Genomic DNA, 12,836 nt, shown 5'->3' with positions numbered 1-12,836 from the left:
AAAATTTTGATTAATTTAACCATACGAATAACAGTATAGCTTATTGTAGGAGATTTGAGAAACTGTCGATTTCTGTTTAATAAAATGTTAACGAAAAACTTTTGCTGAGACTGTCCTATAAGAAAAGAGAAAACGGGTTGGAACCTGGGAGACACAAACGATGTTTTCGGTTTTTAAAATCGAAAGAATGTAATCTAAACGCAAATTCCTCAAAAAAAGCCGAAATATACTGGAAAACAGGCTAGGCTATTTTCCAGTATATTTCGGCTTTTTCACAGAGCTGACCATTTTTGCCGCAGCTCTTTTTTGTGATTGGGTTAATTAATAGTTAGAAGCGATAAGAAATGGGTCGGATAATATAGATTATTCCCAGTCATCATCCATGTAATCTTCAGGATATGCCCCAACGCCCGTGACATAGATGTCTCCAGTTGCTGTCTTAAGTTCAAATTTTGAACCGTCTTTTCCTCGGGAATAAGTATTATTTTCTGTATCAAAGATGCTGACATCACCTAAATCGGACTGAGCTTTAATTGAAATGTTTTCTACCTCTTCGTAGAGTTCGATATCAATATCACCGTGCTCCATAATCGCTTTGAGCTCCTTAGGCCATTCTTCACCATACAAGTAAATTGAGCCGTTTTTCCCAGATAAATCAGCTTCGCCGCGAAGATTCTGAATATGAAACTCGCCACTTTTCGATTCAGCTTTAGTCGTTGTACTCTTAATGTTTGTCAGATAGATATCACCTGTTGAAGTTGTTAAATCAATCGTATTTCCTGAAAGTTCATAGGCATCGATTTTTCCATGATCATTTTTTATAGTAAGTTCATCAATTGTTGCTTCGCCAAAAATATCAATGTCGCCGCTTTTACTTGTCAGATTAACTTTCTCAGCAGTTGAGCCAGCAAGTGAAATTTCTGAGTGATCGAGGTCTACATCCAGCTCTTTTGCTGTAAAATTAGATAAGTATACACTGCCAGTCGCATCTCCATCAACAACGACACGATCAATATCTGAAGGTACAGTCAATGTTACATGGGAAGACTCTATATGAAACATACGGAATTGAAAATGATCTGTGCCTTTGTTTTTAGTACTACCGTTCACGGTGGCGGTCAGCTTATCTCCAGATTCATTGACATCTAAAGAACCTTTTAATGGTTCGGTAACGCTGCTTCGTGCTTCCATTTCAATTTTATTTGTTGCTGATGATTCAATGACATAATCAGTATCTCCTGATAGCTTCAGGTGGAGTTCCTTAATTTTATCCGTATTTTTAACAGTATACTCTTCGTTTTTTACTTCTACCATACTTGTTTTAGCGCGTTGGTAGAAAACAGCACTCCCAACAGCTCCTACACCCATCGCAAGGATCCCAATAGCTAAAAAGAAAATTGTCGTCTTTTTCATATTATCCTCTCCCTCCGAACACTTTTCCATGCCATTTGATGTAGCGCTTCAGTGATGCAAAGAACAATCTGGTCAATGGAGTTAAAATCATTATTCCGATTACTCCGGCTCCAGACAAGAAGACGCTAAAGAATAATTGAAACAGTCCGGCATCATTGAAGCCGACAATGACTGAATAGACACCAAGTATCGGTGATAGCAGGAAGAGCACTGCAGCCAGCCAGCAAGAGAAGACAACTGCTGCAAAAGCGAAAAACATCCAAAACATAAATAGGAAATCAAATGCCAGTAGTGCACAAATCTTCAGCACACGAACACCAGGTTTATCAGGTCTTTTGTAGTCATAGTGATCATCGTAAGGGTGATCATACATATCTTTTTCATAGGGGTCGTAATCCTGAACAGGCGAAAATTCCTGCCAGCCATCTCTTGTCAAACGTTTTTCAGGAACTTCAATATCGAATTCCTGTAAAATTTCTTCTGCAATAGAACGAGGTTTGCCTAAGCTTTTTGCAATTTGCTCTTCAGCTTCTCCAGAAGCAATTCGTTCGTCAAAAATCTCTTCGTATTTGTCTAAAACAGCTGCCTGCTGCTGATAGGATAATGGCTTTAAATATATTTTCAGTTCAATCAGAAAATGTTCTTTATTCATAAGTTCTCCCTCATTTCATTTTTATCTTTCTGTAGTAGTTCTCTCAAATACACTATAAATTCTAATTGGTGGAATAACAAGTGGTTTTGAGTAAAATCGGTCTAAGGTAAAGGTGGAAATAGGTCTTTAGTCGTAGTCGTTAAGTAAGTAAAAAATATAATTCTTATATAACATCAAATTCGATTTATATAATTTAAAGATAAATAGCTGATGAATGATTATATCTTTTAATTTTTTTTAAAAAAAGGTATACTGTTAGTTGAGTAATTTTCTTTTTTACTACTATCGGAGGACTTAATTATGGAAAAATTATCACGCAAAGAAAGAAGGAAAGCGGAACAAAATTATCGCACAGCGGAACAGCTGAAAAAAAGCACGACAATGCTTGGATCAGCACTAGCGCTATCATCAATTGCCGGCTCAACGATTATACTGCCAAAAGCGGTGGAGGCGACAGAGGGTGGAAGTAACAGTGCAGAAATTAGCCCGTTGCTTGATGGTTTAACGACTGAAACACAGCTTCAACAGGAAGAGACAGCAACAACTGAAGAAACTACAGAAGAGACCACACAAACAGAAGAAACGAATGAAACAGAAACAGGAGAATTACCGACAGAGACGACAGATAGTATAGAAAGCGAAGAGACACAGGCCCCTGTACTGCCGGAAGAAGAGAAACCTTCTTCAACGGATGAAATTATTGGAGCCAGCCCGTTTGCAGCTTCTGCTAGAAGTGCTGTAACAACATCTTCATTTGTTGCAAGTATTGCTGGTCATGCAAAATCTGTAGCCACCGCTAATGATTTATACGCTTCTGTGATGATTGCTCAGGCAATTCTGGAAAGCGGCTCTGGATCAAGCTCATTGTCACAAGCACCTTATTACAATTTATTTGGCATTAAGGGCAGTTATAATGGTCAATCTGTATATATGAATACTTGGGAGTATTTGAACGGGCAATGGGTCGTGAAAAATGAGGCTTTTAGAAGCTATCCATCTTTTACAGAATCATTTGCAGATAACGCCTACGTCTTGAGAAACACTTCTTTTCAGGCTGGTGTGTATTACTATTCAGGTGCATGGAAGAGCAATACCAACTCTTATACAGATGCAACAGCGTGGCTCACAGGTCGGTATGCAACAGACCCAAGCTACGGTACAAAACTGAATTCAATTATTTCGGCAAACAATCTTACACAGTACGATACTCCGTCCACTGGTGGAAATACAGGTGGAAACGGAAATGGGGGGAATACTGGCGGAGGCTCATCATCCGGCGGCAGCACAACACAAGATGTTATTCATACAGTTGTTTCAGGCGACAGTTTATGGGCTCTTGCGAGTAGATATGGAACATCAATTGCCAACATTAAAAGTTGGAACAATCTCTCCAGTGATGTGATATACATAGGACAGAAGCTGACTGTACAAAAAGGCAGCTCGTCCGGGGGTAGTACCGGCGGAGGTTCATCCTCTGGGGGCAACAATAACTCAGGTGGCTCAGGGACAACGACAGACACATACTATACAGTAAAATCAGGGGACAGCCTGTGGGCCATTGCGAACATAAACGGTGTAAGCATCGCTAATTTACGCAGCTGGAACAATATCAGCGGTGATATCATTCATCCTGGACAGCGGCTGATTGTCAAAAAAGGCAGCGGCGGCAGCTCTAGCGGAAATACTGGTGGGGGTTCATCCTCATCCGGCGGCAACAATAATTCCGGCGGCAGCACAGGTACAACGACAGACACATATTATACGGTAAAATCAGGGGATAGCCTGTGGGCCATCGCAAACATAAACGGTGTAAGCATTGCTAATCTACGCAGCTGGAACAATATCAGCGGAGATATTATTTATCCTGGACAGCGGCTGATTGTCAAAAAAGGCAACGGCGGCAGCTCTGGCGGAAATACTGGTGGGGGTTCATCCTCATCTGGCGGCAACAATAATTCCGGCGGCAGCACAGGTACAACGACAGACACATATTATACGGTAAAATCAGGGGATAGCCTGTGGGTCATCGCAAACATAAACGGTGTAAGCATTGCTAATCTACGCAGCTGGAACAATATCAGCGGAGATATTATTTATCCTGGGCAACGCCTTGTTGTTAAAAAAGGCAGCGGCGGCTCCAGCAGCTCTGGTTCTTCTTCGAATAACTCGGGAGGCTCCAGCAGTTCGAATAGTAAAACCCATGCAGTGAAGAGCGGAGATACATTATGGGGATTGGCGCAGCAGTATTCAACAACCGTTCAGAGAATCAAACAGTTGAATAATTTATCTGGAGATACCATTTATATCGGGCAACAGCTGAAAGTTGCGTAAAAGGATTGAATTCCTTCTGAAAATTTGTTAGTATAACGTCATATATCAATACAACGATGATAAGGAGTAGTAGAAAGAACTCTGTTTTAGAGAGCGCATGGCTGGTGAAAATGCGCACAGAAGCTTTTGAACTCGCCTTGAAGTTGATTTTTGCTGAAAATTAGAGTTGAAGTAGGCAGAAACGGCGGCGTCCGTTAACACGCTAAAGGTCTATTCAAACAAAGCGGATAGACAAATTTAGGTGGTACCACGTTGGCATTCAACGTCCTATGGGATTGTTTTCCATAGGACGTTTTTTATTTTTATCAGGTAAAAGACACGCCCTGTGCATAACAGCTGTAAGGGATACCAGTATTTATCAAATGTATTGAAAATGAATAATTGGAGGAGAAAAATGAATTACGATCACAAAAAGATTGAAAAAAAATGGCAAAAATATTGGGCGAAAAACAATACGTTTAATACCCATGATGATCCTGAAAAAGAAAAGTTTTATGCGTTGGATATGTTTCCCTATCCATCAGGACAAGGTCTTCATGTCGGCCATCCGGAAGGGTATACAGCTACAGATATTTTATCTCGGATGAAAAGAAGTCAGGGCTATAATGTTCTTCACCCAATGGGCTGGGATGCATTCGGACTACCTGCAGAGCAGTATGCACTGGACACAGGAAATGATCCGGCAGAATTTACAAAGAAAAATATCGAAACATTTAAACGACAAATCAATTCATTGGGCTTCAGCTATGACTGGAATCGTGAAATTAATACGACGGATCCTGAGTATTATAAATGGACACAGTGGATTTTCACTAAGCTATACGAAAAAGGGCTGGCCTATGAAGCAGAAGTAGCTGTAAACTGGGTACCGGAGCTGGGAACCGTTATTTCAAATGAAGAGGTTATCGATGGAAAAAGCGAGCGGGGCGGTTATGATGTTATCCGCAAGCCTATGCGTCAGTGGATGCTGAAAATCACGAAATATGCAGACCGTTTGCTGGACGATTTAGATCTTGTTGACTGGCCGGAAAATATTAAAGAAATGCAGCGAAATTGGATTGGCCGTTCTGAAGGTGCAAATGTAACCTTTAAAGTGGAAGGAACAGATAAGGAGTTTACTGTTTTTACAACGCGTCCTGATACATTATTCGGTGCCACTTATTCTGTATTAGCCCCTGAATTGGCGCTTGTACAGGAAATAGTAACTGACGAACAAAGAGAACAAGTGGAAGCTTATATTGAAGAGGCTGGGAAAAAATCAGATTTGAACCGAACAGATTTAGCGAAAGAAAAGACTGGAGTTTTTACTGGTGCTTATGCAGTAAATCCAGTCAATGGTGCGAAAATCCCAATCTGGATTGCTGATTATGTACTGGCTTCTTATGGTACAGGTGCAATCATGGCAGTTCCAGCACATGATGAACGTGACCATGAATTTGCTAAAACTTTTGGATTGGAAATTATTCCTGTCCTAGCCGGCGGAGATGTTGAACAAGAAGCTTTTACAGGCGATGGTCCTCATATCAACTCAGAGTTTCTTGATGGAATGGATAAAGAAGAAGCAATTACTGTAATGAATCAGTGGTTAGAGGAACACGGTGCTGGGAAAACAGAAACTAGCTATCGCCTGCGTGACTGGCTATTTTCCCGTCAGCGTTACTGGGGAGAGCCGATTCCGGTGATTCATTGGGAAGATGGAACGACAACAACTGTTCCAGAAGAAGAATTGCCGCTGGTACTGCCAAAAACTGATGATATTAAGCCAAGCGGAACTGGAGAATCACCGTTAGCAAATATCGAGGATTGGATTAATGTTGTTGATCCTGAGACTGGTAAAAAAGGCCGGCGTGAAACCAATACAATGCCGCAATGGGCTGGCAGCTCATGGTACCATTTGCGCTATATTGATCCACATAATAAACAGATGATTGCTGATCCTGAAAAGCTGAAGCGCTGGCTGCCTGTGGATATTTATATCGGCGGGGCAGAGCACGCGGTTCTACATTTGCTGTATGCTCGTTTCTGGCATAAATTCCTTTATGATATTGGTATTGTTCCCACGAAAGAACCTTATCAAAAATTATTTAATCAGGGAATGATTTTGGGTCAAAGCTTCCGTGATTCTCGCGGTGCTTTAGTGCCAACGGATATGGTGGAAAAACGTGACGGCATCTGGGTAAACAGTGAAAACGGAGAAGAGCTGGAAGAATCTCCAGCCAAAATGAGTAAATCACTAAAAAATGTCGTCAATCCTGACGATGTTATCGAGAAATATGGTGCAGATACACTGCGTATGTACGAAATGTTCATGGGACCTTTGGAGGCATCGATTGCCTGGAGTGAAAATGGCTTGGAAGGCAGCCGTAAATTCCTTGACCGGGTTTGGCGTCTAATTGTAGATGAACAAGGAAAAATGCGGGACCGCATTACCACAGTTAATGATGGAAAACTGACAAAAGTTTACCATCAAACGGTTAAGAAAGTAACCGAGGATTTAGAACAGCTTCATTTCAATACAGCAATTTCTCAGTTGATGGTCTTTGTTAATGAGGCAAATAAAGCAGAGGTTCTGCCTTATGAGTACGTGGAAGGCTTTGTTCAGCTATTGGCGCCAATTGTACCCCATTTGGGTGAAGAACTATGGGCAATCCTGGGGAATGAAGGCAGCGTTGCTTATGTTGCCTGGCCGGCATATGATGAAAGTCAGCTAGTCGAGGATGAAGTTGAAATTGTACTGCAGGTTAATGGAAAAGTCAGAGAAAAGCTGGCTATTGCTAGAGGACTAAGTAAAGAAGAAATGGAAGAGAAAGCCATGGCTTCAGAAGGCATTAAGTCCTTTCTTGAAGGGAAAACAGTTCGTAAAGTAATTGTTGTTCCGGATAAACTAGTAAATATTGTAGCGAACTAAAACGATAAAGAAAATAAAGCTGGACTAAAAGTGTTTTACTTCAAGAATCAGAGAGGTACTGTTCAACATCAACTACCTCACTGTGTTTCTTAGCAATAAGCCGTACTCTAGGAAAATGATTCCATACATTTTCAATAGAGTACGGCTTATTTTCGAAGAAGCGGTTTTGGGACCACCGTTTATTCTGAGTTAGGTATACTAAGAGGTTGGGGATTTATTATTGTTCCAAACCAATTTTACTCTAAAAGAAAAGGATATTTAAGGAGGGATAGTGATAGAAGGCTTGAGTCATCTGACATTCATTGTGAAGGATATAGAAAAAGCCGCTCGGTTTTTCCAAGAACTATTTGATGCAAAAGAGGTTTATTCAAGCGGCGAGCAGACTTTTTCAGTTTCCAAGGAAAAATTTTTTCTAATTGGTGAGCTATGGATAGCAGTTATGGAAGGTGAGAGCTTACCAACGAGGACGTACAATCATGTTGCTTTTAAAATTGAGCAGGATGATCTAGATGACTATATCCGAAAAATCGAGGCGTTAGGCTTAGATTTTAAAGATGGTCGGAGTAGAGTTGAAGGAGAAGGCAGTTCTATTTATTTTTACGATTATGATAACCACCTATTTGAGCTGCATACGGGAACACTTGAGGAGAGACTAGGACGTTATCAGCAATAGACAGATTGCATGGCTTCTCTCCTCATGTTACAATATGAAAATAAGAAAAAGATAAGGTGGTGAATAAGCGTGATGGTCGTTATGTCAAAAATAACATATAGAGTATTTGATTTTCTTGGATTTATTTATTTTTGCTATAACATTATTTCCAATTTTTTCTATCAAGGGACAAGTGTGTTCAAAAATAGAAAAATAATCAAATAAACAGACCATTCAGACTTATTCATGCGAATTCGATTAATGAATTAAATAACGTAGTAGGTCATGGGTATTTCTTTCCTGTGGCTTTTTTTATATCATTATAAGATACATTTCCAAGGTTCTGAATGGCAGAAAAGAGGAAAACAATGTTGATTCAATTACAGGGAGTAGAAAAAAATTACAGCACGTATCCATTATTTGAAAACTTAAATATAAAGATTGAAAAGGGGGAACGGATTGGAATTGTAGGAGCAAACGGCTCTGGAAAAACGACAATTCTGAAAATGATTGCGGGGATTGAAGGAATAGACAAAGGAACAATCAGTATTCAAAAGAATACAACAGTCGGGTATTTGGCTCAGGTCCCAGAAGCAATTGAGCAGACGGTTAGGGAATATCTGCTAGCTTCATTTGAAGAAGTCAATGGACTTCAGAAGCAGCTCAAGTATTTGGAAGAGCAGATGGCTAATCCTCAGGCAGATTTTGACCGGCTTTTGCTGCGCTATGGTCGTTATCAGGAAGAGTTTGAGGGAATTGGCGGGTATGATATTGAAAACCGGCTGGAAATGATTACAAATGGATTATCAGTTGCCCATTTATTGAATTCCCGCTTTAATGAGCTTAGCGGCGGCGAGCAGACTATTGTTAATCTAGCCAGAATTCTATTGCAGCAGCAGGAAGTCATGCTGTTGGATGAACCTACCAATCATCTGGATGTCCAGCGTATCAATTGGCTTGAAGGGTACCTTATTCATGAAAAAGCGACCTGCCTGATTGTTTCTCATGACCGGCAGTTTTTGAATACAGTTGTAGAAAAAATAGTTGAGATAGAAGATGGTGCTGGTTGGGAATATAAAGGAAATTATTCCGCATATAAGCAGCAGAAAGAAGAACGTCTGGAAAAACTGCGAAGAGATTTTGCAGAACAGCAGAAGGAAATTCAAAAAATGAAGCTGGCAATCAGAAGATTTAGACAATGGGGGCATGAGGGCGATAATGAAAAGTTCTTTAAAAAAGCAAAGCAGCTGGAACATCGTCTGGAAAAAATGCAAAAAGTACCAAAGCCTAAAGTAGATAGTCAAAATCTAGGAAGCGGTATTTTTCAAAAAGCAGATCGTTCTGGAAAGGAAGTTCTTATTGTTAAGGATATCGCCAAAAGCTATGATTCCCGTACTTTATTTGGTCACAGTAGTTTTACCTTGTTCTGGCAGGAGTGTACAGCCATCATCGGGGGAAATGGTGCCGGAAAGACAACTTTAATGAAGCTGATTCTGGGAGTGGAAGAACTAAGTGATGGAGAACTTCGTTTGGGAAGTAATGTGAAAATCGGCTACCTTCCTCAGGTGATTCAGTATGAACAGCCTCAGCGAACGATTTTACAGGAATTTATGTATGAATGCTCTTTAGGTGAACAGGAAAGCCGCAGAATTCTAGCTGGCTATTCCTTTTATAAAGAAGATGTGCTGACGCAGCTCAGGTTTCTCAGCGGCGGAGAAAAAATTCGGCTGGAGCTGGCAAAGCTGATGCAGCAGCAGATTAACTTTTTATTACTCGATGAGCCTACCAATCATTTGGATATAGAGACAAGGGAAGAAGTCGAGGAGATTCTAAGTGATTTTAAAGGTACTTTGCTGGCCGTTTCACACGACCGTTTCTTCCTGGAAAAAATGTTTCAGCATTTTCTAGTAATCGATCACCAGAACATTACTAAAGAGACTGGAAACTATGCAGAAATCATGAATCAAGAAAAGTAATGAGAAGTAATCGTAGAACTAAAACAGCAGAAGCAGACAAGCAGTTCATTGAGAACAGCTGTCTGGCTGCTGTTATTTTTATTGGAATCATAAATACGAAGTTTTTATAGATAATGACAGTATCATTCAGCATAGCTTTTAAATGTAGTCCGAAAAGCTAATGACTTGTTACATCTTCGCCAAACCATTTTTTTGAGATTTTTTCCAGCTGACCGTTTTTCTGTAGTGTTTCAAAAGCATCATTAATTTTATCTGCTAGTTCAGGGTCTGTTTTGCGGATACCCACGGCAAAGGTCTCTCCTTCAAATGCCCCAGTCACGATAGAGTAGTTAGAAAGATTATCCTCATGAGAGAGGTAGTAATTGGCATACACTCGATCAATCAGCAGCCCGTCAATTCTACCTGATTTTAAATCCATAAAGGCTTCATTAAAACCGTCATACAAAACAGGTGTCTGATCTTTAACAAAATTTTTCAGAATTTCCGGCTGTTCTTCAAAGCTGTGGTAGCCAGATGAACCGTTTTGAACACCAAGGATTTTCTCTTTCATATCGGAAAATTGATTAATCTTGTTCTTTTTTAATGAAACGACAACCTGTTCATTTTTCATATAATCGTTGCTAAAAAGGACTTTTTCTTCCCGTTCAGCTGTTTTGGAATAGCCGTTCCAGATAAGGTCGATAGTTTGATTTTGCAGTTCATTTTCTTTCATTGACCAGTCAATCGGCTGGAAGTCAATTTTTATGCCGTATAAATCAAAAACAGCTTTTGCTAAATCTACATCGAAGCCAATAATTTCACCTGATTTGTTTTGGAAACCCATTGGAACAAAAGAGTCATCCAGACCAATGATAATGCGTTTTTCTGTTTCAATTCGCTGCCACTGATCAGCGTTGCTTCTTTTTCTACTGCAGCCGGTAAAAAATAAAGTCAGGAGCAGAACGATTGGAATAAATAAGAAAAAAGTTTTTTTCATAAAAATGTTCCTTTCTATTGAACCGGAGCAACCGTTAATAATTGATCAGCGATATTCTCCGCAAAGTGCATGTCATGAGTAACAACAATCTGAGTGATTCCTTCTTCTTTTAAGCCTAAAATAACTGCTTCTACCTGCTGCCGTAATTCCGGGTCTAGTGCACTTGTTGGTTCATCATAGCCTAGAACCTTTGGCTTCATAGCTAATGCACGAGCTAAAGCTACCCGCTGCTTTTGCCCGCCGGAAAGTTGATAAGGATAGAGTGTTTCTTTTCCGGAAAGACCTAGCCGGTCAAGCAGTTCCAACGCTTCGTTAATGCTTTCCTGTTTGGATTGTTTTAGGGAGAGAACAGGCGCTAAGGTAACGTTGTCAAGAACAGAGAGATGAGGAAATAGTTGGAAATCCTGAAAAACAATTCCTACTACTTGGTCAGCATTATCCATCATAACAGGATCAAAAACTGCTCCATCTATTCTAAGCTCACCAGCGTCAATTGTTTCTAGCCCGGCAAGGCACCGTAGTAAAGTAGTTTTACCGCCGCCGGAAGGACCAACAATGGTTAATATTTCTCCGTCAGGGATATCCATAGATAGCTGGTCGATAATCGTTCGACCGTCGAATTGTTTGGTTAAATTTTTTATTGTCAACATGTCTGTACCTCCTCGATTATCTATAATACTGATAGTATTTTTCGATTTTTTTAGATGCAAGTGTTAGAAGTGCTGTAAATAGTAGATAGATAATTCCCACTAATGCCAGCGGTAAAATTGTCACGTCTCTGCTCATCGCAATTTTTCCGGCTCTTAGAAGATCCCCTAAACCCAAGACATAAATCAACGAAGTATCTTTAACAAGATTAATTACCTCGTTGCCAATTGAAGGCAGAACAATTTTTACTACCTGGGGCAAAATGATTTTCTGAATCGTCTGCAGTTTGGTTAACCGCAGTACCTTTGCGGCTTCGTATTGACCTTGGGGAATAGATTGAATGCCACCACGGAAAATCTCGGCAAAGTAGGCTGCATAGTTTAAAATGAAAGCAAAAAGAGCAGCATCATAACGTTCAAAAACGATGCCTACTAAAGGCAAGCCATAAAAAACAAAAATCAGCTGCAGCAGTAAAGGTGTTCCCCGCATTAACCAGACATACGTATTGATTAAATAGGTTAGCGGTTTGAAGCGTGTTTGTAATCCAAAAGCAACGACAATCCCTAAAGGAATTGATCCTAATAAAGTAAAGATAAAAACTTTCATCGTCATTGCTGCCCCGCTTAATAAAGCAGGTAAAATTTCCCATACATATTCCATCTTACTTCCTCCAATAGCTATCTATATAAATTTCCAATCTTTAGTGTCATCTATATAGATGTTCTGATTTTTTGCTGAGTGTTCAGCTGATTTATAAAAAAAGCCCTCTCGGCGTTAGCCAAGAGGGCGAAGATTCGCGGTTCCACCTCAATTCACTACTGACTTTCGAACAGTAATCTTGTGAACATTCAGATTTTTCTGAATGTTTCCTCAGTAACGGTGAGCGTTCCGCAGCTTCCTACTATATTTGTTCAGAAACTGACTTTTTCAGATGTGTTCATTACCGGACTTCAGCTGCCTCTTTCAGCAAATAAGGCATTCTCTGGACAGAAGTAATCGGGAACTACTTGTTCTGTGCATTAGTTTTTATTGTATTTTAATGACTTGGCAGCAATAGCATAACGTACTGCCTGCTGCAATATTGAAAATAAAAAAGTCCTTTGGCAATAAATGCCAAAGGACGAAATATCGTGGTTCCACCTTTGTTCACTGTACTCTCACAAGTAACAGTCTTAAAAAGTCAATGTATGACTTTATGCTGTAACGGGCTTACCCGAATCTGCCTACTTCCTTCAGCAAATCAACTCCCAGATGTGGTTCACTTTGTATTGTGTCTTTTT

At 40.1% G+C, this 12,836-nt stretch carries 9 protein-coding genes and 3 other annotated features (1 of these 12 cut by a window edge); of the genes, 4 read left to right on the top strand and 5 right to left on the bottom strand.

The genetic code is table 11. From position 1 onward, the window contains the following. Positions 1-363 precede the first annotated feature (363 nt). Positions 364-1,413, bottom strand: coding sequence for a DUF4097 family beta strand repeat-containing protein (locus ACPWSO_RS02050; RefSeq protein ID WP_426081112.1), 1,050 nt, complete (start codon positions 1,411-1,413; stop codon positions 364-366). Position 1,414: 1 nt separating this feature from the next. After that, positions 1,415-2,065 (bottom strand): DUF1700 domain-containing protein, encoded by a 651-nt coding sequence (locus tag ACPWSO_RS02045; RefSeq protein WP_426081111.1) that lies wholly within the window; start codon positions 2,063-2,065, stop codon positions 1,415-1,417. A 300-nt stretch (positions 2,066-2,365) separates the two neighbouring features. On the opposite strand from ACPWSO_RS02045, the gene ACPWSO_RS02040 reads away from it, so the two are divergent. From ACPWSO_RS02040 to abc-f, 4 genes are all read left to right on the top strand, one after another. After that, positions 2,366-4,396, top strand: a complete 2,031-nt coding sequence (locus tag ACPWSO_RS02040) for a LysM peptidoglycan-binding domain-containing protein (protein WP_426081110.1) — start codon at positions 2,366-2,368, stop codon at positions 4,394-4,396. 47 nt (positions 4,397-4,443) lie between these two features. Continuing rightward, positions 4,444-4,669 (top strand) — a binding site (T-box leader). A 121-nt stretch (positions 4,670-4,790) separates the two neighbouring features. Further along, complete coding sequence (gene leuS / locus ACPWSO_RS02035) at positions 4,791-7,304, top strand: leucine--tRNA ligase (RefSeq protein WP_426081109.1); 2,514 nt, start codon at positions 4,791-4,793, stop codon at positions 7,302-7,304. A 271-nt stretch (positions 7,305-7,575) separates the two neighbouring features. Continuing rightward, positions 7,576-7,977 (top strand): FosX/FosE/FosI family fosfomycin resistance hydrolase, encoded by a 402-nt coding sequence (fosX, locus tag ACPWSO_RS02030; RefSeq protein WP_426081108.1) that lies wholly within the window; start codon positions 7,576-7,578, stop codon positions 7,975-7,977. A 347-nt stretch (positions 7,978-8,324) separates the two neighbouring features. After that, positions 8,325-9,932 carry a ribosomal protection-like ABC-F family protein gene (abc-f, locus tag ACPWSO_RS02025; RefSeq protein ID WP_426081107.1) on the top strand — a complete coding sequence of 536 codons (1,608 nt, stop codon included), beginning with the start codon at positions 8,325-8,327 and terminating at the stop codon, positions 9,930-9,932. A gap of 157 nt (positions 9,933-10,089) precedes the next feature. Here the strand turns inward: abc-f and ACPWSO_RS02020 are convergent, their stop codons facing one another. From ACPWSO_RS02020 to ACPWSO_RS02010, 3 genes are read right to left on the bottom strand one after another with little or no spacing between them, the layout of a single operon-like run. Then, entirely contained in the window at positions 10,090-10,908 is an 819-nt protein-coding gene (locus ACPWSO_RS02020; protein WP_426081106.1) for an amino acid ABC transporter substrate-binding protein, read from the bottom strand. Positions 10,909-10,922: 14 nt separating this feature from the next. Continuing rightward, a complete protein-coding gene (locus ACPWSO_RS02015; protein WP_426081105.1) occupies positions 10,923-11,558 on the bottom strand; it encodes an amino acid ABC transporter ATP-binding protein in 636 nt (211 codons plus the stop codon). A gap of 16 nt (positions 11,559-11,574) precedes the next feature. Beyond that, positions 11,575-12,216: an amino acid ABC transporter permease gene (locus ACPWSO_RS02010; protein ID WP_426081104.1), complete on the bottom strand. Its 642-nt coding sequence runs from the start codon at positions 12,214-12,216 to the stop codon at positions 11,575-11,577. 119 nt (positions 12,217-12,335) lie between these two features. After that, positions 12,336-12,585, bottom strand: a binding site (T-box leader). A gap of 84 nt (positions 12,586-12,669) precedes the next feature. Next, positions 12,670-12,836, bottom strand: a binding site (T-box leader) (it continues 61 nt past the right edge of the window).

This window comes from Enterococcus sp. LJL51, from assembly GCF_049894025.1.
Taxonomy (GTDB): domain Bacteria; phylum Bacillota; class Bacilli; order Lactobacillales; family Enterococcaceae; genus Enterococcus_L.
Note: the sequence above shows the minus strand (reverse complement) of the source record. Positions and strands in the feature narration are given on the sequence as shown.

Coding starts and splice junctions, on each gene's coding strand:
- leuS (WP_426081109.1), top strand. CDS start 4,791: ATGAATTACGATCACAAAAAGATTGAAAAAAAATGGCAAAAATATTGG.
- ACPWSO_RS02010 (WP_426081104.1), bottom strand. CDS start 12,216: ATGGAATATGTATGGGAAATTTTACCTGCTTTATTAAGCGGGGCAGCA.
- ACPWSO_RS02045 (WP_426081111.1), bottom strand. CDS start 2,065: ATGAATAAAGAACATTTTCTGATTGAACTGAAAATATATTTAAAGCCA.
- ACPWSO_RS02040 (WP_426081110.1), top strand. CDS start 2,366: ATGGAAAAATTATCACGCAAAGAAAGAAGGAAAGCGGAACAAAATTAT.
- ACPWSO_RS02050 (WP_426081112.1), bottom strand. CDS start 1,413: ATGAAAAAGACGACAATTTTCTTTTTAGCTATTGGGATCCTTGCGATG.
- ACPWSO_RS02015 (WP_426081105.1), bottom strand. CDS start 11,558: ATGTTGACAATAAAAAATTTAACCAAACAATTCGACGGTCGAACGATT.
- abc-f (WP_426081107.1), top strand. CDS start 8,325: ATGTTGATTCAATTACAGGGAGTAGAAAAAAATTACAGCACGTATCCA.
- ACPWSO_RS02020 (WP_426081106.1), bottom strand. CDS start 10,908: ATGAAAAAAACTTTTTTCTTATTTATTCCAATCGTTCTGCTCCTGACT.